The organism is Pseudovibrio sp. Ad26 (assembly GCF_001623285.1).
In the GTDB taxonomy this organism is placed as follows: Bacteria; Pseudomonadota; Alphaproteobacteria; order Rhizobiales; family Stappiaceae; genus Pseudovibrio; species Pseudovibrio ascidiaceicola.
In genome coordinates, this window is record NZ_LMCE01000015.1 from 266,086 (window position 1) to 284,332 (window position 18,247).

Annotated in this window: 18 protein-coding genes; 7 read left to right on the forward strand and 11 right to left on the reverse strand. The window is 50.6% G+C overall.

Annotated elements, in window-relative coordinates:
* Positions 1–2: 2 nt before the first annotated feature.
* Both PsAD26_RS04080 and PsAD26_RS04085 read right to left on the reverse strand, forming a co-directional pair.
* Entirely contained in the window at positions 3–968 is a 966-nt protein-coding gene (locus tag PsAD26_RS04080; RefSeq protein WP_063309360.1) for a 2Fe-2S iron-sulfur cluster-binding protein, read from the reverse strand.
* Between the two features lie 161 nt (positions 969–1,129).
* The gene (locus PsAD26_RS04085; protein ID WP_063309398.1) at positions 1,130–1,948 is read right to left on the reverse strand and encodes a methyltransferase; all 819 of its coding nucleotides are present in this window, start codon (positions 1,946–1,948) and stop codon (positions 1,130–1,132) included.
* Between the two features lie 202 nt (positions 1,949–2,150).
* Here PsAD26_RS04085 and gltS point away from each other — a divergent pair, with 202 nt between their 5' ends.
* Positions 2,151–3,368, forward strand: a complete 1,218-nt coding sequence (gene gltS, locus PsAD26_RS04090; protein WP_063309361.1) for a sodium/glutamate symporter — start codon at positions 2,151–2,153, stop codon at positions 3,366–3,368.
* A 39-nt stretch (positions 3,369–3,407) separates the two neighbouring features.
* Here the strand turns inward: gltS and PsAD26_RS04095 are convergent, their stop codons facing one another.
* Positions 3,408–3,884: a hypothetical protein gene (locus PsAD26_RS04095; protein WP_063309362.1), complete on the reverse strand. Its 477-nt coding sequence runs from the start codon at positions 3,882–3,884 to the stop codon at positions 3,408–3,410.
* A gap of 240 nt (positions 3,885–4,124) precedes the next feature.
* Here PsAD26_RS04095 and PsAD26_RS04100 point away from each other — a divergent pair, with 240 nt between their 5' ends.
* Complete coding sequence (locus PsAD26_RS04100; RefSeq protein ID WP_063309363.1) at positions 4,125–4,721, forward strand: DJ-1/PfpI family protein; 597 nt, start codon at positions 4,125–4,127, stop codon at positions 4,719–4,721.
* Between the two features lie 50 nt (positions 4,722–4,771).
* Here the strand turns inward: PsAD26_RS04100 and PsAD26_RS04105 are convergent, their stop codons facing one another.
* The 4 genes from PsAD26_RS04105 to PsAD26_RS04120 all read right to left on the reverse strand — a co-directional run bounded on the left by PsAD26_RS04105 (position 4,772) and on the right by PsAD26_RS04120 (position 8,062).
* Positions 4,772–6,550 carry a M10 family metallopeptidase C-terminal domain-containing protein gene (locus PsAD26_RS04105; RefSeq protein ID WP_153041446.1) on the reverse strand — a complete coding sequence of 593 codons (1,779 nt, stop codon included), beginning with the start codon at positions 6,548–6,550 and terminating at the stop codon, positions 4,772–4,774.
* A 41-nt stretch (positions 6,551–6,591) separates the two neighbouring features.
* Complete coding sequence (locus tag PsAD26_RS04110; protein ID WP_063309365.1) at positions 6,592–6,864, reverse strand: hypothetical protein; 273 nt, start codon at positions 6,862–6,864, stop codon at positions 6,592–6,594.
* Between the two features lie 409 nt (positions 6,865–7,273).
* Positions 7,274–7,726: a cysteine rich repeat-containing protein gene (locus tag PsAD26_RS04115; protein ID WP_063300140.1), complete on the reverse strand. Its 453-nt coding sequence runs from the start codon at positions 7,724–7,726 to the stop codon at positions 7,274–7,276.
* Positions 7,727–7,750: 24 nt separating this feature from the next.
* The gene (locus tag PsAD26_RS04120; protein WP_063300249.1) at positions 7,751–8,062 is read right to left on the reverse strand and encodes a hypothetical protein; all 312 of its coding nucleotides are present in this window, start codon (positions 8,060–8,062) and stop codon (positions 7,751–7,753) included.
* A gap of 370 nt (positions 8,063–8,432) precedes the next feature.
* Here PsAD26_RS04120 and PsAD26_RS04125 point away from each other — a divergent pair, with 370 nt between their 5' ends.
* The 3 genes from PsAD26_RS04125 to PsAD26_RS04135 all read left to right on the forward strand — a co-directional run bounded on the left by PsAD26_RS04125 (position 8,433) and on the right by PsAD26_RS04135 (position 10,588).
* Complete coding sequence (locus PsAD26_RS04125) at positions 8,433–9,407, forward strand: hypothetical protein (RefSeq protein WP_063309366.1); 975 nt, start codon at positions 8,433–8,435, stop codon at positions 9,405–9,407.
* A gap of 81 nt (positions 9,408–9,488) precedes the next feature.
* Entirely contained in the window at positions 9,489–9,974 is a 486-nt protein-coding gene (locus tag PsAD26_RS04130) for a RidA family protein (RefSeq protein ID WP_063309367.1), read from the forward strand.
* Between the two features lie 179 nt (positions 9,975–10,153).
* On the forward strand, positions 10,154–10,588 hold the full coding sequence (locus PsAD26_RS04135) for a hypothetical protein (RefSeq protein WP_063309368.1): 435 nt from the start codon (positions 10,154–10,156) through the stop codon (positions 10,586–10,588).
* 22 nt (positions 10,589–10,610) lie between these two features.
* On the opposite strand, the gene PsAD26_RS04140 is transcribed toward PsAD26_RS04135, so the two are convergent.
* The gene (locus PsAD26_RS04140) at positions 10,611–11,594 is read right to left on the reverse strand and encodes a helix-turn-helix domain-containing protein (protein ID WP_063309369.1); all 984 of its coding nucleotides are present in this window, start codon (positions 11,592–11,594) and stop codon (positions 10,611–10,613) included.
* A 114-nt stretch (positions 11,595–11,708) separates the two neighbouring features.
* On the opposite strand from PsAD26_RS04140, the gene PsAD26_RS04145 reads away from it, so the two are divergent.
* Positions 11,709–12,500 carry an MBL fold metallo-hydrolase gene (locus PsAD26_RS04145; protein WP_084403563.1) on the forward strand — a complete coding sequence of 264 codons (792 nt, stop codon included), beginning with the start codon at positions 11,709–11,711 and terminating at the stop codon, positions 12,498–12,500.
* A gap of 30 nt (positions 12,501–12,530) precedes the next feature.
* On the opposite strand, the gene PsAD26_RS04150 is transcribed toward PsAD26_RS04145, so the two are convergent.
* The gene (locus PsAD26_RS04150) at positions 12,531–13,412 is read right to left on the reverse strand and encodes a LysR family transcriptional regulator (protein ID WP_063309370.1); all 882 of its coding nucleotides are present in this window, start codon (positions 13,410–13,412) and stop codon (positions 12,531–12,533) included.
* Between the two features lie 128 nt (positions 13,413–13,540).
* Here PsAD26_RS04150 and gstA point away from each other — a divergent pair, with 128 nt between their 5' ends.
* On the forward strand, positions 13,541–14,149 hold the full coding sequence (gstA, locus tag PsAD26_RS04155) for a glutathione transferase GstA (protein ID WP_063300145.1): 609 nt from the start codon (positions 13,541–13,543) through the stop codon (positions 14,147–14,149).
* A gap of 142 nt (positions 14,150–14,291) precedes the next feature.
* Here the strand turns inward: gstA and PsAD26_RS04160 are convergent, their stop codons facing one another.
* Positions 14,292–17,165 (reverse strand): M16 family metallopeptidase, encoded by a 2,874-nt coding sequence (locus PsAD26_RS04160; protein ID WP_063309371.1) that lies wholly within the window; start codon positions 17,163–17,165, stop codon positions 14,292–14,294.
* Between the two features lie 358 nt (positions 17,166–17,523).
* The gene (locus PsAD26_RS04165; protein WP_057461032.1) at positions 17,524–18,219 is read right to left on the reverse strand and encodes an orotate phosphoribosyltransferase; all 696 of its coding nucleotides are present in this window, start codon (positions 18,217–18,219) and stop codon (positions 17,524–17,526) included.
* Positions 18,220–18,247: the final 28 nt, after the last annotated feature.

An 18,247-nucleotide genomic window follows, 5' to 3' on the forward strand; every position in this document is an offset into this window, starting at 1 on the left:
CTTCACTCAGCAGGTTCCATCGCGGCGGAGCCATTAACTTGCTCGGCTGCATCATCCCATGGCTGAAAGTTTGGAATGCGTCCGTAAGTAGCTTGCGCATCGATGAAAACATGCTCGAGGCTGGCAATAAAGTCGCGTGAACCAGCCATGTAAGCCATGTCAAACTCGGTCAGATCTGGCAGCAGTGCCTGCAGGGTTTCAGTTGCGCCATCACCTTGCAGGTTCGCAAAGATCGGCTGTATGCCACGACGGTTCAGCCAGTTAAACACCTGCTGAAACTGGTCCTGCTTCAGCGACTGATCCAGAATGAGCACCTTCTCACGGCGCGGCTGCCCCATGGCGGAACTCAAAGCCATCGCCCAGATCGGAGGTAGGCTGTTCGGTCCGGCAACCATAATCAGCAGCTCGTCATCATGCCCAAGGAAGGAAGAGCCATAAGGGCCGGTGATGCCAACCCGCCCCTTCACATCGCCCTTCTTCGCAAGCATTGCGAAGAGATCTGGGGTGTTGGCCCGTTCTATGAGAAAGATCAGCGTATTGAACTCAGTCCCGGCATCCAGAGCAAAACTGGCAAACAGGTTCACCCGTTCCTGGCCACGAAACTCAACATGGTAATACTGGCCCGGACGCCATGAAATCGGCTTGGTAAAGCTCAGGCGCAACTCGAAAAGGTCATCCGAAACCTTCCGCACTGCAGAAACATGCCCCTTAAGCGACTGCAATTCAGAGGATGCGGGCAGCTTCAGCTCAGCATCGCCAGCAACCGTTGCCTTACAAGCAAGAACGGTACTTTTCAGCCGAGAGCCATTGGCTTCCACCTCACCGGAAATCACAGTAACGCGCGTGCTTTCACAAGTGCTATTCCCGCAGTCACACTGCAAAGCTAGTCCACCACGCTCAGCGACTTCTAGAAGTGTTTCACCAAGCTTGGCATCAATTGATCTGCCATTGATATTAAGACTGGTCATGGGCACCCATGTTGCTCCGCATATGTGACGGACGTATCTACGGTTGTGCAAATTATAGAACTGCACGCTTATTTCCTAGGGGGAAATCTAAGTCATTCGCGACATTAATACAATTTTAACAATTAATAGTCACCTGACTTTATCTAGTTATTTTTACGCCCTTAGCTCTTCTTGTAGGCCGCAATAACCAGATGACCCGGAACTGGCTCACCCTGTTCAAAGCGAACGGTGATTGGCGAAAGATCAAGAATGGTAAAACCACTGCTCACCAGCAAGTTCCGAACATAGCTCTCAGCATGTACAAACCGATGGTACTTGCCCACCATGAAGTTCTGCTCGCCTAACTCCTCTGCAGGAAGTGTCTCAGAGGAAAATGCAAAGACACCATTGGCTTCAATGTTGTCCGCTACACCGGCGAAAAACTCTTCCAGCTCGCCCATGTAGGGCAGCACATCAGTCGCGACGATGAGGTCCCAGCGCTCTTCTTCCTCAACCTTGAGAAATTCAACCACTTCACCCACATAAAGGTCGTCGTAGATTTCCTTCTCATCCGCAACTTCAACCATCCCCTCGGCAATGTCCACGCCGGTTTTATGGGGCACCAGGTTATTCAGGGCTTCGCCGGAAAGGCCAGTCCCGCAACCAAGGTCCAGCAAACGTTTGAAGGAGCCAAGTTCCAGCTTTTCAATCTTGTCACGCACCATCAGTGGAACGGAATAGCCAAGCTGATCCACCAGAACCATGTCGAACACTTCGGCATGCTGATCAAACAGCGTGCTCACATAAGCATCCGGCGCTTTGAGGGGCGCATTTCCTTTGCCCATACTCGCCAGGCGAACGGCCACGCCACCATGATCTTCCGGATCTAACTCCAGAACTGCTTTGTAGGCTTCAGCAGCCTCGTCAAACTTGCCTGCTTTTTCCAGATTCAGAGCCCGGTTATATGCTTCGGCAAGTGCTTCGTTGTCTAGTTTTGTCATGGTGACAGTTGAGCCGCTGTAATATTGAAATTGAAGATCTTCCTTACACAAGAAATTCTCGAAAATCTACGCAATGCATAAGGTTTTGTTGCCGCATCAGAGTAAATAAAATGGATCACCCCGATTAAAATACGCGGATCACTTTTAAACGGGAAGTGAGGTCAAGCTGATAGAACCAAGGCTGGTGAACAGTGAGGCCCGTATGGAAGCTGCGCAACCCGAGCTTATTGAGATTGATCCATTTACGACAATCACAATTGCAATCCTTGTTTTGTTTGTTGGGCGTGAGCTCGTTCGCAAAAATGTAGCTTTGCGAAAACTGACAATTCCTGATCCTTTGGCAGGGGGATTGCTGTGCGCCATTCTTGTTACTGTGCTGACAGTCTGGTGGGGTGTGAAATTCAAATTCTCGACAGAACCGATTGATTTCTTTTTGATTTACTTCTTCGCGGCAATCGGTCTTCGTGCAAAGGTAAGTGACCTCCTGACAGGTGGCAAACCGCTTGCCATCCTCATCATCATTTCCTCGGTATTTCTCGGCATTCAGAATTTTGTCGGTATGGGTGCCGCCAGTGTCTATGGTTACCCAGTTCACACAGGCATCATCGCCGGGTCAGTTTCGCTATCTGGTGGGGTAGGGACAACGCTGGCATGGGCGCCGATTTTTGCCTCAGAGCTTGGCGTCGCAAATGCGCAGGAAATCGGTATTGCCTGCAACACCGTTGGCATCGTGTCTGCGTGTATCATCGGCGGACCGATTGCTCAGTACCTCATGAAACGGCATAAACTGGCAGGTTCACTCAGCACAGACGAAGCTGTTGGGCAGAATTTCAAGGACGACGGTAAGCTGAACCTGCACTACTACGATGTTCTGGGCGCGGTCTTCTTCATCAACATGGCAATTTTCATCGGCTACATGATGTATCTTGGCCTACAAGAAGCTGGTGTCGTCATTCCGGTGTTCGTGCCAATTCTCGTCGCAGGCATTATCATCAACAACACTGGCCGCCTGCTGTTTCGCAACTACGACAATGTTGGCCGCGAAAAAGGCATGGCGATGATCTCAGACATCAGCCTAGGTATCTTCCTGAGTATCGCGCTGATGACTATGGACTTGTTGGTGGTCTGGCAATTTATGGGCTTCGTCGCACTGGTGATGTCTCTGCAAATCGCACTCGCCATTGGCTACGCCCTCTTTATCGTCTTCACCTCTATGGGCAAAGATTATGATGCAGCAGTCATCGCAGCAGGCTTTGGTGGAATAGCGCTCGGTTCCACAGCCACAGCGGTGCTGAACATGACCTCCGTCACCCGCCAGTTTGGTGCATCGCCTAAAGCATTCCTCATCGTGCCACTCACCTGCGGCTTCTTTATCGACCTGATGAACACCTGGGTGATCACAAACCTGATTGCGCTCTGAGCCGTATGAGGCTGGAGCTGAAAACGTCGCTTGAGAAGTTTAAGGTCGTACGAGCAAATACCGCGAGATAGTTGCATACGGCCCGGCCTCAAAGTGCACCAGTTCCATCGTATCAGAGTTGATCATACGACCCTGCATAGTGCCTGTATCCGGGTGCTCAACAAGTGTTATGGAAGCCCCATCCCAGCCGATCATCCCGATCACGGGCTCTTTGGATTTTGAGACCTCGGACCGTCCATCATGATCCCGCCCGGACCCAGGACTGACTTGCCAGAAGAAAACGCCCTCCAACACCGGCCCCGTCTGCTCATCTATTCGCAAATGCGAGGGCCCGTTTTCCTGGCTTTGGATATCCCGATGCCAATAGACGGCATCTTTCTTGATCACCACCCATTGCCCAACCAGCTCCGGATAATGCTGCGGTGGTTTGCCATCAATTGCAAAGGCAACAAACGTGGCACACCCCATCATCAGCGCCGCAATCGCAGCCTGAATAGGAAGTTTCCATTGCCCCATTTATGCCTCCCCAACTCAACTTGAACTCACAGGGCAACACATCTCAGCCAAGACCTAAATCCCTAGGATCTGACGTGTTAGTTCAGATCAAAGAAATCTACCTGTATGGAAGCAAGAGCATTTGTTTTGTCGTTCTCATAAGAAAGGGATAGCCAATCTTATTTCATGAACATATAGTGAACAGAATCTATTGTAAGTGATAGCGATCAACCCGGCTGATTGCTCAAAAGGATATTTGAAATGACGAAGATTGCAGTGATCCTCACCCAAGGTTTTGCTGATTGGGAATACGCATTGATTGCTGGCACAGGTGGCCCATTTTTCGGCATGCAGGTTGAGTTCTTCACCCCTCAGGCGGGTGAAGTGAAATCGCAGGGCGGGCTGGCTGCGATTGTCTCGCGCAGGTTGGATGAGATCAGGGCGTTTGAACCGAGCGTTATTGTTGTTGTAGGGGGAACTATATGGGAATCCGAACAAGCACCGGATATTGCAGATCTGCTCAGGGCTCACCATGAGCGTGGTGTTGCAATTGCTGGAGTTTGCGGTGGCACAGTGGCGTTGGCCAGGGCAGGCCTGCTGAATGAAGTAAACCACACATCAAATAACGCAGAATTCCTGCTGCAAAATGCACAAAACTACAGGGGGACAGCACACTACCACCCAAGTGCATCTGCTATCTCGGATCGCGGCGTGATTTCCGCTCCGGGAACGGCTCCGGTGTCTTTTACAGCTGCCGTTTTTGAAGCTGCCGGGCTAGCAACTGATGCTCTTCAGCAGTTTAAGGCCATGCTTGGCGCAGAGCATCTGGAACCGGTAATGGCTGAGGCTACCTCTTAAAATTTGAGTCAGTGCCCTGGGTTGATAGGGCACTGACCAGTTTCTGCTGACTACACGAAAGCAAAGTCGCTTTCGCCAAGGAGTGCAGCATCCACATTCACCAGAGAAATAGAGTTTGTTCCAAAGGTGATCACGGTATCTCCGCCATCATCAAAGATGGTGAGGTTGGCAAACTCTGCCATGCGGCTCTTGATCATGATGAGATCACTGCCAAGTTCAAAGTCGTTGATGGTGTCATCACCTCCCAGATTGAAGAAGCAAAAGTTGTCAGCGCCTGAACCGCCTGTGAGCGTGTCGTCACCAGCACCTGCGATCAACTTGTCTGCTCCAGAACCACCGTCCAGAGTGTCGTCCCCTGCACCACCTTTCAGCACGTCGCTGCCAGACCCACCACGAAGGGTATCGTGACCGTTCCCGCCAATCAGCTTGTCCTTGCCGCCATTGCCCAGCAGCGTATCATTGCCAGCTTTGCCGGTCAGAATGTTGCTGGCAGCGTTGCCGATAATGGTGTCATTACCACCGCTGCCAATCGCATTTTCGATAACAGCATTGTAAGCAATCGCCAGATTACTCAGGCCGCCACCAACGTTGGAGAAGGAGCCATCAATGAGGCTGATCATCTGGTTGACCTTACCAGCACCTGACATGTCGATGGTGTCATTGCCGCCAGCATCCCAAATGGTTACCGCGCTGGGCATCCCCTCGGAAAAGTCATAGGCACCACCAGCATTGGAGTTGTAACCGTAGACCGTGTCATCCGCACGGGTGGTCATATTAACCCCGTAAAGCTGCTGAAGTGCCAGAACATCCAGCGGCATGAGCGTATCCGGGAAGCCACCATAGCCGAGGTTGGAATCGGCGTTGCTCTCATCAAAATAGCTCATCACGGAATACTGCTGCGTGTCCTGCCGGAACTGAGCATGATCATCATAAGTGATGCGAACACCCGGACCCGCATTGTAGTCCCCCGGATGCGCCAGTCCCACAGCATGACCGATCTCGTGCATCACAGCAAAGTGGCTGTAAGAGCCGGTGGGCAACTCCTCGGTTGAAACACTGTTTGTGTTCAGCCAGACGTCGCCTTCATTTTCACCAGCGTCCGGCGAACCTGGGTAATAAGCATAAGCACCAGCACCATCCGTGGTGGAGTTGTAGTTGGAAAACAGCATGGTCGCATTGTCGGTGTATCCGTCCGGGTTCACCCGATCAAACGTGATATTGGCAATTTCTGAGTAGGAGGCCAGCACCTTCTCAATCGCTGCAATCTGTTCATCAGTGACGTGCGCAAACGTGTCTTCAACCCCGTTGTTATTCTCCCGGAAGCCATAAGTCACTGTCGCTGCGGTACCCGGTCCACTCCATGAAAGGCCAGGGCGAAGCAGGGCACCTGCGCCCATGTTGCCGTCATAATAAGCTTTGTCACCTTCCACGGCAGACAAGCCATACTGGCCAGTGCCTTGGTCACCATAGGACGCTACATCAAGATAAAAAGTTCCGCTGGTTGCTGCGGTAAACGTAATCGTGGAATGTGTGCCCGGTCCGCCGTCATCGTCATCCACCAGCAGGTTCCCATCGGCGTCCCGCAGGCGCAGATAAGGATCGTCCAAGCGGCTTTCGCCATCAAAAGTGCCAATGGCAGCAAAGGTATAAGTTTGCCCGGCAACCAGCTCAACTTCATACCAGTCGTGGTCGCCGTCACTGGCAATGGTGCCCTGAACTGTCTCGAAGATATTGTTGTCCGATCCCTGTGCATCCTGCCCCGTGTCCCTCAAACGGTAGGATGTAGACGCGTTGTCTGCGGCATCTCTGGTCTCATAGAGATTTGTCATTATGTTTCTCCAGCTTAAAATGGACATTCAGATGAATGAGTTCATTTTCGCTGGGGCTTCGGAAGGTCGTCCGTCCGCCCAGCATCTTCCAGGCACGCACGTTCCACTTGCTCAATGGCATATTGAACAGTCCGCTGTTGCTCCTTGCTGCTTTGCAAGGGGCTGCCAGCCACAGCCTCCTTCAACCGTTCAATGGCATAGGAACAAGTGAGGTCTGAGTAGGGCCGGTCAGGATTAACCGGCATTGAGGCTCTCACGCCGAAAGCGGAGAAACAGAAAGCAACAACCGTAATAAGCAATCTGGCGTTCTTCATGTGTCACAGCCTCCAGTTCAAAAGCTCATAGACCATCAGAGAAGAGCAAAACACAGGTCAGGCAACAAACAATAGTTATTCATGACCGGTAGAAATGACGCCTACCGATGACCTCCCACACATTATGTAATTATCATGCGTACATGAATTTACTAGCAGTTGACGTAGGGGCAGAAAAACGAAATATCCTTAGGCGAATATATGCAAAAAGCATTATTCATCAAAGATCTGGTATTATTGATAGATTAGGTAGATTTATCGTGCATTATTATCAACTAAAATTACATCAATTAATGTAATTATATTGCGCATGTGAGAGGTAGATTAGTTTTATTCATTAGATTTCACGTGGATGAGCTGGCTGATTAACTGATTTTTCTAATCAGCCAGCAAGTCTACGCTACGGCAATCAAGAGTCTTTTTCTTTCAGGCCAAACTTCTCACTGAAGACTTCGATCACTTCTTTGCACTCAGCGCCTACTTTATCCTGCTTCTCACTCAGGCAGGTTAGGACACGACCACCGCCAACTGCTGTTTCTGAACACTGAGCTTCAATATCTGGAGCACAAATTGCCAGAGCCTGTCTGGCGTTCGCGAAGAAGAAGTCCAGGGCATCGGCGAAATCATCAATCGCAGTGGAGCATTGCTTGCTGAGTTTATCCTCGTAGGCATACATGCATGCAAAAATGCGACCTTCTCCGGGTGTCACTTCCTTACAATGAGATTTTATCTCTGGTTCACAGGCTTCAAAAACGCCTTGGGCTGCATTCTTTCCTGCTGTATCCTGCGCCATCGCATTGTGTCCGGTGGCCGCAACCAACAAGCCAAGACCGAACAAGACAGCTCCGAGTGATTTAATCATTTTGGGGTCTCCAGAATAGAAAAATTACGGATTAACAACGATATAGACAGTCACGCCGTTTTGAAGGACAGGTCTGTAATAGACGCCGCCACAATTGTAGTAAGAATTGTATGGGCTGCAGCCAGATATGGACTGACGATAGTTGGTGCGTCTGGATGTTCTGCGAGATGTTCGCCGTGAGACGCGTCTTGATTGATTGAGATGAGGGTTTTGGGCGTTGGCTTTGCCGACAGAAAAGAGGAGAGCCACGCCTGTTGGAAGCTCGGTAAAGTCGATCTGGCTGGTATAGCCGAGTGATCCTGCGATGACCGCTGCTGCGAGTAGTTTCAGTCGCATGTTTGTTTCCCTGAGTTGATGTGGTCTTTGGCACCAAACCAGTCCGATGAACGGGTGCACTGGGTTTTTGCCAATCGCTTCAGCCGTCGGCTTCCACGCATTTGAAGATGCTTAGGGACAAACGTTAGAGTTATCTTTCAGGGGTTACTCGCGTTTTAGGCATACAAAACCTCAAGGCATTCTACAGGGCAACGGTTCAAGTCAGCATCAAGTTTTCATGGGGCAAAAGCTTCAAGTTTGCTCAAAGCTTGAGAGATCTCCTTCAAACCGTTTTCACTCAATCTCTCATATATGGAGGCAAGAGCTTTCTAGCTAAGCATAATGAACTGCAAAGAAATAAGCTGTCACCGCATTGGTCTGGAGTTGCTATATGTCGGATGTAGACGCACAAACAATCTCGCCAGAAGTTGAGGCTTGGGCTGAGAATGTACTAAGCGCTTGTAATCTAAAATGGAACGGGCCTACGAAGGGCTTTGAGCGGGAGCCTAAAGAAAACCTGCGCATTGATGGTAAAACGCCAGTTGCGGATCACATCAACTACCTCCGAAAAACATTAAACACCATATATGACAGACGATCCGAGATCGCAGGCAAGGCGAAACTCGACCGTGATCTTGCGGTGCACCTCCAATATTTTGATCAAGCCTATGTTGCTGTTGATAGTAATATCGACAAGGCACAGGCCAGTATGGGCAGCGGAGATGCCGGCGGCGCACTCAGTGATGCTGTTGATCAGCTCGAATTCATGAGAGATGCGCTGGAAGCAGCCTATTACTCTGCAGCCAAAGACCCCGAGGAGGCTTATGCAGAGTTACGTGCCAAGATTGATACTGCAAAGGCTGAACTGGACGAGTTGGGCAAGGAAAAAGAAAAAATTCAGGACGAGAACGCTCGTGAAGAGTTTGAGGACATCTACTCAGAAGCCAGGGATGGGTTGGATCAGTCCTTGAAGACGCTGGAAGCTGACAAGTTCCTCGAAGCTGAAGAAGAGCTGGAAGAAGCCAAAACCGTTATGCTTGATTTGCGGCCTGGCAACAGCGAAGACATCGCAAAACGGAAGAAAGAATATCAGGCTGTTGCCGAGGATGCCAAAAAGAACATCAAAAATCTGTCCGGCAAGCTGAGCACCTTGAGTGATCAGGAAAAAGTCAAAGACTTCAACAAGCACAAAGGCTCCGCAAACAATCTGATCAAAAAAGTCGAAACAGCCCTCAAAAACGGCAAGGTTAAGTCCGTTCGTTCGGATATCCCGAAACTGAAGGGTGAAGTTGAAAAGATGAAAGCTTGCTTCAAGGTAGAGCCAAAAGCAAAGGCGCCACCCAAAGCCAAGTCTGGTAAAAAATAGCAGGTGATGCAAGCCGGACAACTGGCTGCTGATGAGATGACCCGCCACAACAGAGCCTCATAATCAGGAAATGGATGCCCCATGAAAACCACAGGCAAAGCTCTCTCGATGTGTGCCGCAATTTTGCTGAGTAGCTCAGCATTGGCAGCAGATACTGACCAGAAAACCGTCATCAATCCAGACACCTTGTCGGATTCAACCAAGTCTGGGTACGCGCAGATTGTTGTTGTCGCTCCGGGTGCTCGTATCGCATATGTGGCTGGTCAGGTGGGTATTTCCAAAGATGGATCAAACACCTTTGAGGAACAGGTCGACCGGACTTTCGAAAACCTGATCAAAGCGCTAGAAGCAGCTGGCAGCAGTGTAGAAGACACGGTGAAAATCACTGTGCTGATTAAAGATCATGATCAGTCCAGACTGGACTATGTCAATAAAAAGCGCCGCGAAATCTTCGGCGACAGCCCACCTGCAAGCACACTCATTCCTGTGCCAGTCCTTGCGACCGATATTATCGAGTTCGAAGTGGATGCCATTGCAATCGTGCCAGAAAAAGCACCCGCTGACTAACCTGTAATCATCTGATGATCCGTTTGCTCTCGTTCCCCGGCAATGCAAGGTTGGCGGATTATGTATGATTTGTGTCTAGTCATGCTGTTTATCTATCCGTTTACGTTAACCTATTTTGGGGCCACCGTTTCGGTCGAATGCCTCCGACCGTTTTTTGATTGCCTTGCCTGGAATAAAAAATGACTGACAACCTGATCTCCCGTGATGCGAACCCACTTATCTTAGCGAGATTGCCAATTTCCTCGGGGTTGATCTTAGGTATCCTATCCCTGACAGCCCACTTCTTCCTGCCTTTGGAGTTGTCTCACCAATTCGCAGCGATTGTTCTTGTGCTTATCGCTGGGGTTTACATTGGATACGCATTCAAAGACGGGCGAATGCATACGATCCTGACTGAAGTCGTGGTTGCCAGCTTGTTTGGGGCGGCGGCATTGCTCGGGCTCAACGGATATCCTATGGCAATAGTCGGTGCATTTGTCGCGCACGGGCTTTGGGATGTATTACACCACAACCTGATCGATACCCACATGCCCCGCTGGTACATTCCATTTTGTGCGGTGTATGATGTTGGAGCCGCTTTGGGTCTGCTGGCAATCTGGATGCTCTACTTCTAGGACTAAAGCAGGCGCTTTCTTCTTACTTGCGGAACTTCTGTCTGTACTGGGCTGGTGAAACCCCAACCTGCGCAAGGAACGAACGTCTGAATGCGTTCTCGTCAGAATAGCCCAGATCGTCGGCAACCTTGGCTATTGGCGTGGTTGTATACTCCAACTGAGATTTCGCACGCTCACAGCGGATGTTCAGAATAAACTGTTGTGGAGACATGGATAATTCTCGCTTAAAGTGCCGCAAAAGGCTGCGTGTGCTCATACCCAGAAAGGCTGCGAGATCTTGTACTTTGAGTGGGCGAGAGGACAAATTATTCTGGACCCATTGGTCCGCACGCTCAATCGTCTCATCCCGCGTCTTTTCATGCCATGGAATTATGAAGGGCTGCTGCAAGCCTCGGTTTTCTTCAAGAACCATAAACCGCGCGCATAATCTGGAAAGGGCAGGGCCTTCCAGCCGGTTGATGAGATGCAGTGCAAGATCCAGAGACGAAGTCCCCGCCGCGCTGGTAATGACATTGCCCGCATCAACGAGAATTTCATCTACAGCCAGTTCAACGCCGTCATAAGCCGCGCGAAACTCCCTCTGCTTCCACCAGGTTGTTGTGGCTTGCTTTCCCTCTAGCAATCCAGCTTCTGCAAGTAGAAACGTACTGGTACAGCTCGCAGCGATGATAGTGCCGTTTTGAAAAAGGTGCTGAAGATGCTCTGCTACACCTCGAAACCAATTTGTGCTGATTGTGCATTGCGGAGCTGAGGTGGTGCCGATGCCGGGAAGAAACAGCACATCAGGTGCAGAGATCTCTTCTAAAGACCCATCGGGTGTCACAACAATACCGTTTGAGGATTGAACAGGCTCACCATCTAAAGAGTAAGTCCGGACCTGAAACGGCATAATCTCATCACCACGTACATCTGCGATCTGATTTGCGGTCTTGAACATGTCTGCGGAACCAAAGGCAGCCAACCCCAAAAAGTTCTCCAGCAGCAAAATGGCAATGGTTGAAGTCATGTTCAAATCTCATGTGGCGGATTATGTATGATTTGTGTCTAGTCCGACTATATCAAGTTTCCTGCCAAAATCTAGGATCAACGGACCAAGGTCAGGCTAGAGCAGTAGGTCAGGATGAAACTTCACTTTCTTCGCAATGCAACTTTCATCATTCAGCATGAGCAGCATCGTATATTGGTGGATCCGATGCTGGGTAAGGTCGGCACATTGCCCAGCTACAGTTTCATTCGCCACAAAAGCCGAAGAAACCCAATGGTCCCTTTGCCTGATGGGACACAGCAGCACCTTGAGGGGCTTACCGCAGCGTTGGTGACGCACTGCCAGCTTGGCCATTCAGATCATTTGGACGGCGCAGCAAAGAAACTTCTGCTTGCCCAAAAGATCCCGACTTACTGTCGCTTGGATGATGAGGAGTTCATTGGAAAGAGGGGCATTCCCACCGTGCCGCTGAAGGATGAGCAACGCCAACCCTTCTTCGACGGTTACATCACTCCAATCCCAACAGTCCATGGCTACGGCTGGATTGCGAGATTCATGGGCCCCGGCGTGGGTTGCTTTCTCGAGCTGCCCGATGCACCTTCCCTCTACATTTCCGGCGACACTGTCCTCACCAAAGATGTCCGCCACTGTCTCAAAACCCTGAGGCCCGACATCGCAGTTGTCGCAGCAGGCAACGCAAGTCTGGATATCGGCAAGGACATCCTCATGTCGCTGGATGAGATCATGGAGTTCATCAGACTAGCGCCGGGACAAGTTATCGCAAACCATCTGGAGGCCATAAACCATTGCCCTGTAAAGCGAACGCAGCTGCGGGATCTGGCACAAAAATCTGGTGTCAGTGACAAACTCCTGATCCCGGCAGACGGTGAAACACTCACGTTCAGCAAACAGCCGGAGTTCGCCTGACTGTAATGAGGCGATCCGGCGCCTGCCTGCTCAGCCCTCGGTTCCAATCAGGTCATCCCAGATGGCTTGCGCGACAACGCCAACGTCTCTGTCGCGCTTACGGATCTGAAACAGGCGGGACTGGCGTGGCTGGAAGCCTTCAACGTTCAACTGGACCAGTTCACCACGCGCCAGTTCCTCTTTGATCATGTGCTCAGGTATGCCACCCCAGCCAAGTCCAGCTTTCAATATCTCCTTTTTGGCTACAGTGTCTGTCACCGTCCAACGCAATCCTCCAGGCAACAAATCCTTGCTTTGAATAAGGGCTCCACTGCCACTGTCTGCCACAACAATCTGAGTATAACTCTGCATTTCAGTGGCCGATTTCATATGCATGCTCTGTGCGGGCTCAAAATCGGGATGTGCGACAGGTAAAATGGTGACATCGGCAAACGAAACCGCCTCTACTCGCTCCTCGGGAACACCATCCATAGTGGCGATAATGATGTCAGCACTGCCACTTAGCAGTCGTTCAATCAGACCACTCAGGTTCTCTCGAGAAAGATGAATATGTGTTGCGGGGAACTCTGATCGTACACGACCAATGATACCCAGAGTAGGTTGTAAAGGCAGAGTTGCAGCAATTGCGAGCGAGACCTCAGCCTCTTGCTTGGCATTGAGTGTTTTTGCCAAACTCCCTAGCTCGTTCATCTGTTGCATCACCCGAATTGTTTGTCTGTAAAAGATTTTTCCTGCCGAAGTCAGCTTTGGACGATAGTCCTCTCTGGATAGCAAGACTATATCAATCTCCGCCTCCAGTTTTTTGAGCATGTGACTTATGGCGGATTGAGACTTGTTTAAACGCTCCGCTGCACCGCGAAAAGTTCCTTCAGTCACAATGGCATGTAAAACAATCAGTTGCTCGTAGGTCATAGACACTGCTCACTAAACATGATTATAAAAAATAATCATTATCGTGAAAACTTAATATTATCAATCAATCATGAGGGTTGATATCCCTCGGGGTCTGAAAATAAAAACCTTGAGAAAAGAGCCTTCCCATGAAATTGTTTTACAAACCCGGCGCATGCTCACTGGCAACACACATCACACTGAATGAGATTGCCATATCATACGAGATTGATCGCGTTGACACTGAGGCCGGAAAAACCAGCACTGGTCTCGATTTCAAAACCATCAACCCAAAAGGTTATGTTCCTGCACTTCTGCTGGAATCGGGTGAGGTGCTCACTGAAGGTGCTGCAGTCCTGCAATACCTTGCAGACACACATCCAGAACACGGGCTTGCGCCCAAAGCAGGCAGTGTTGCTCGTGCACGGTTGCAGGAATACCTGAACTTCATCAGCTCCGAGCTCCACAAGGCTTTCACTCCGCTATTTACACCATCCGCATCTGTGCAGGAAAAAGAAATCGCTGCAAAAAGTGTAGGGGCCAAATTGGACTGCTTTGAGAGCCTGTTTAGTGATGGTAGATCCTATCTATTGGGTGAGAGCTTCTCAGTTGCGGATGCCTACCTCTTCGTTGTCTGTAGCTGGCCGCGCCTTGTCGGTATAGATCTGAAGAACTGGCCAAACCTTGCGGAATTTGCAGAACGGGTCAGCCAACGCTCATCGGTTCAGGCAGCAATGAAAGCTGAGGGGCTGATCTGATAAGCATCTCGCCGGTTTATGTAAAAACTTATGCTTATAAGCGGTTGTCTTGATGGTCAGACAATAGATGATCATCAACAGCGTTTGTGACAGACCTCGGAAAAGAAACGCAGGGCATTGGCTCTGCGTTTTCTATACTGCTTCATTCTGGCAGAATCTTCAGCGTCACATTCCGGTCTGGCACCAGAAAATCTGATGCTGCCACGACCAGATCGTCCGGGGTGATCTGCTCCAGAATTGTCGTGTAATTCTGATAGCGCTGGATTGCCTCAGGATAGCTTACAGCCTGACTTGCCAGTTCAAACCACAGCCCATTGCTGTGTTCGGCATTGTTCATGGCTTCCAGAATAGGCTGACGCGCACGCAGCAACTCATCCGCTGTGATGTTGCCCTTCACGTGCAGCTCTTTGACGATATCCTGATAAACAGTCTCCGCCGCATCCACATCATCCAGTTTCAACTTGCTGGACATTCCAATATAGCCGAAGCCTTTGATTGTGTTGGAGTTCATGCTGAACGCATAAGGGCTGTAAGTCGCGCCCATAGCCTCACGCAGTTTATCGCGCAGACGAAGCTCTATGACGCCCTGCAACAACTGCAGCGTATAGCTCTGCGTTGCATCTGCATCATCGCTGGTTTTCCAATAATGCTGCAAAAGCGCCGCGTCACTGTCACCCTCATGGGTCAAAGATACAGCCTGCGCCTCAGGAAACTCAATACCAGTTGCGTAGCTATGCTTTGGCGCCTCAAAGGATTGCTGCAAAGCACCGAAAGTCTCGGCAACCGCATCCAGAGCGGTTTGGACCTCAAGGTCGCCTACAATACCAATCTCGATCGGGCCCTTTTGAGCGATGCGAGAGATGATTGGCTTCAGCTCCTCATAGTTCCGCTCCAGCAGAGCTTCTTCACTTCCTGCACCCCAGCGTTTGTCGCCGCTATGCAAAATGCGGGAGAACTCGCGGCCACGAACGGCTTCAGCAGAGCTGCGGAAGTTCTTGTAGGTCTCTTTCAGGCTCTTTTGGTAAAACGCTTGCCCCTCAGGACGATAAGCCGGATCCGTCAAATACGCTGCGACCACCTGCAATTGCAGCTTCAGATCGTCCGGCGTTGTTCCGTATTGCCCGGAAATTCCATCTTCGCCAAAGGAAAGACCAACGCCAACTTGTGTACCAGAAAGAACCTTGTCCAGATCAGCAACCGAGTACTTGCCAAGACCGCCAACAATAAACGCACTCTGGAAGAATCCGGCCAAACCATCTTTATCAGCCGGCAGGTCTTCAATACCGCGACCCGTGCGCAGGGAGACAAACACCTTACCCTTGTCAAAGTCCGTTTGCTTAAAGTTCAGCACCACGCCGTTTTCAAAAGTATAAGAGCGGATCTGCCCAAAACTGCTGATTGTCTGCTGGGCAACTTTGCCTTTGGGGCCAAAGCTTTCATAGTCAAAGCTGGTCAGCGACTTGGCTTCAAAGGCTGCAACTGGCTGCTTCTGGCTCTCTTCAAACACGGAAAGAATGGTCTCTTCTGCATTTGGAAAGGTTTCGGCAGTTGTCATAAACAGGTTTGGTTTTGCACCTTCCCAAAGCTCAAGCAGTGCCTTTGAGACTTGCCGCGCTTTCAGATCAGAAAAGTGTTTCTGGAAGAAGGCCAGATCATCGGCAGAGGATGTGGTGACGCTCTCATTGAGCACATCGCGCACGAGAACATTGGCGATTGCGCGGTTTGGAATAGTCTCTTCCGCTTTCACCGCAACTTCCAGTGAGTTGAGCCGGTTCACCAACTGCCGGTCAACTTCTTCCTGTGTCACACCATAAGCCAGTGTTTGCCGCAGTTTCTGCTCCAGCAAAGCAAAACCGTCCTGCCACTTGTCTGTGGCAACGGTCGCGCTGGCAACAACGGTGTCGGCAAAGTCTTCGCTGTAATAATCCGTGCCGGCAGTGACCATAGTATCGTGAGAGGCAAGGGCTGCATCACGCAGCCGCTCTTTCAAAATACTGATCCCGATCCTGCGCAGCGTGTTTTGAATGCGGTTTTGTTGGTTATCAATCAGCTCTTGAGAAGGTTTGACGAGATAAATGCTCAACACGGTAGGCAAAGACGGTTCTACAAAAAGCGCAGCACGCGGGGCTTCGGCAACCTTCAATCTCCCAAAATCCGGCTCTTCGCTGTCCAGCTGCTCTGCATTCGCAGGGCGCTTCCAATCCGCAAAGTGCTTTTGAATGGCAGCTTCTGTTGCTTCAACATCAATATCGCCAGTCACAACCACTGTGGTCCGACCGGGCGTGTAATAGCTCTCATAAAAATCGCGCAGGGTTGTCTGGTCAACGGCATCAATGCCATCCATTGTGCCAACCGGCAGCAAGGTGCGCTGTTTAATGCCCGGATAAAGGTAATCAAATCTGGCAACCAGCGCGTCATAGCCCGGGCCGTAATTGCCGCGCACTTCAGAGGCGACAACACCGCGCTCACGGTCAATTGCACTTGTTGAGAGCGTCAGTTCACTTGCTGTCTCACGCATAATAAACAGCGCAGTGTCCAGCAACTCCGCATCTGCTGAAGGCAGGGAAAGGCGGTATGTGGTGCTGTTCAATGTGGTCGCTGCATTGGTTCCAGCGCCAAACGCCAGTCCCGCGCGCTCCAGCAAGGCCACCATCTCGCCTTCCGGCACATTGGTCGAACCGTTAAACGCCATATGCTCCAGATAGTGAGCTGCACCCGGTTCCGACCCTTTTTCCAAAGAGGAGCCAGCATCAACCGCCATACGAACCTCAATCTGGTTCTTGGGGGATTGGCTCTGAACCAGCAAATACCGCATACCATTGGGCAGCTGACGAGAGATTATTCTGGGATGCAGTTTGAGGTCGGTCTCTGGAAACCAATAGGATTGCTGATCTTTAGCATCCTCAAACGTCGGTTTGGGCTGCGGGGCAGAGGTGTCCTGCGCATAAACAGGAACAGAAAAAACCAGTCCAGTACTCAGCAGTGCTGGCGCCATAAGGTGTCGGATTATATACATTATTTCTTCCCTGCGCCCGCCCAAATTGCCGATGTGCTTTTGTAATGATGCTCCCAGTGTGAAGGTGTTCACGAAAGCACACCCCCATGCTTCAGCGCACAGGTTTTGCAGACCCTATTGAAGTCCGTCACAAATAAATCCCAAGCTGAACCCGAGTGCCCGCGAGGTCTTCACCTCATAAAAGCTACATCTGCCTAATTATCATAAACTTTGCTGTTATCTATATGCTTTCGCTTCATGTTGCTTTTGTGGCAAAAACAACTTTGAGGCTATGATGTAAAGCAACACCACAAAACAAAAAACGCAGAGCCAATGCCCTGCGTTTTCATGAAACCTATGTGTCTGGCCAAAGCACCGCTTAGAGCGGCAGTTCGCTGACACCGCCGTTGGCTGCGGACCATTCCAGCGGATTATTGAGGAACTTCTCAACTTCGTTCACCTTCTCAGCTGAGAAGTAATCGTTTGTGCGGCAAACGCGCAGGATGTCGTGCCATGTGGCAAGGTAGTGCAGGTTCACACCATGTTCTGCCAGCTTGCCTTTCGTTTCCGGGAAGATGTCGTAGTAGAACACCACCAGCGTGTCGGTCACTTCAGCACCTGCCTTGCGCAGCGCTTCGCAGAATTTGATTTTGGAACCGCCATCGGTGGTCAGATCTTCCACCAGCAGAACGTTCTGCCCCTCGTGAATATCACCTTCGATCTGCGCATCACGGCCATAACCCTTTGGCTTTTTGCGCACATACTGCATTGGCAGTGCCATCTTATCTGCAATCCAAGCAGCAAACGGAATACCAGCCGTCTCACCGCCTGCAATCGCATCAAACTTTTCAAAGCCCGCATCACGCAACAGGGTCGCCACGGCAAACTCCATCAAGGTGCCACGAATGCGCGGGTAGGAGATCAGTTTACGGCAGTCGATGTAAACCGGGCTCGCAAGACCGGATGCCAGAATGTACGGCTCTTCTGGACGGAAGTTCACCGCCTTGATTTCCATGAGCATTTTTGCGGTCAGTTCCGCCATCACTTCGCGGTCAGGAAAAGAATTGGAAAACATCGCTGTCCCTCAAGTCACAGTAGGTGGT

Coding starts and splice junctions, on each gene's coding strand:
- gstA (WP_063300145.1), top strand. CDS start 13,541: ATGAAATTGTTTTACAAACCCGGCGCATGCTCACTGGCAACACACATC.
- PsAD26_RS04100 (WP_063309363.1), top strand. CDS start 4,125: ATGACGAAGATTGCAGTGATCCTCACCCAAGGTTTTGCTGATTGGGAA.
- PsAD26_RS04120 (WP_063300249.1), bottom strand. CDS start 8,062: ATGCGACTGAAACTACTCGCAGCAGCGGTCATCGCAGGATCACTCGGC.
- PsAD26_RS04080 (WP_063309360.1), bottom strand. CDS start 968: ATGACCAGTCTTAATATCAATGGCAGATCAATTGATGCCAAGCTTGGT.
- PsAD26_RS04085 (WP_063309398.1), bottom strand. CDS start 1,948: ATGACAAAACTAGACAACGAAGCACTTGCCGAAGCATATAACCGGGCT.
- PsAD26_RS04110 (WP_063309365.1), bottom strand. CDS start 6,864: ATGAAGAACGCCAGATTGCTTATTACGGTTGTTGCTTTCTGTTTCTCC.
- PsAD26_RS04125 (WP_063309366.1), top strand. CDS start 8,433: ATGTCGGATGTAGACGCACAAACAATCTCGCCAGAAGTTGAGGCTTGG.
- gltS (WP_063309361.1), top strand. CDS start 2,151: ATGGAAGCTGCGCAACCCGAGCTTATTGAGATTGATCCATTTACGACA.
- PsAD26_RS04105 (WP_153041446.1), bottom strand. CDS start 6,550: ATGACAAATCTCTATGAGACCAGAGATGCCGCAGACAACGCGTCTACA.
- PsAD26_RS04165 (WP_057461032.1), bottom strand. CDS start 18,219: ATGTTTTCCAATTCTTTTCCTGACCGCGAAGTGATGGCGGAACTGACC.
- PsAD26_RS04140 (WP_063309369.1), bottom strand. CDS start 11,594: ATGACTTCAACCATTGCCATTTTGCTGCTGGAGAACTTTTTGGGGTTG.
- PsAD26_RS04095 (WP_063309362.1), bottom strand. CDS start 3,884: ATGGGGCAATGGAAACTTCCTATTCAGGCTGCGATTGCGGCGCTGATG.
- PsAD26_RS04160 (WP_063309371.1), bottom strand. CDS start 17,165: ATGTATATAATCCGACACCTTATGGCGCCAGCACTGCTGAGTACTGGA.
- PsAD26_RS04150 (WP_063309370.1), bottom strand. CDS start 13,412: ATGACCTACGAGCAACTGATTGTTTTACATGCCATTGTGACTGAAGGA.
- PsAD26_RS04130 (WP_063309367.1), top strand. CDS start 9,489: ATGAAAACCACAGGCAAAGCTCTCTCGATGTGTGCCGCAATTTTGCTG.
- PsAD26_RS04115 (WP_063300140.1), bottom strand. CDS start 7,726: ATGATTAAATCACTCGGAGCTGTCTTGTTCGGTCTTGGCTTGTTGGTT.
- PsAD26_RS04145 (WP_084403563.1), top strand. CDS start 11,709: ATGAAACTTCACTTTCTTCGCAATGCAACTTTCATCATTCAGCATGAG.
- PsAD26_RS04135 (WP_063309368.1), top strand. CDS start 10,154: ATGACTGACAACCTGATCTCCCGTGATGCGAACCCACTTATCTTAGCG.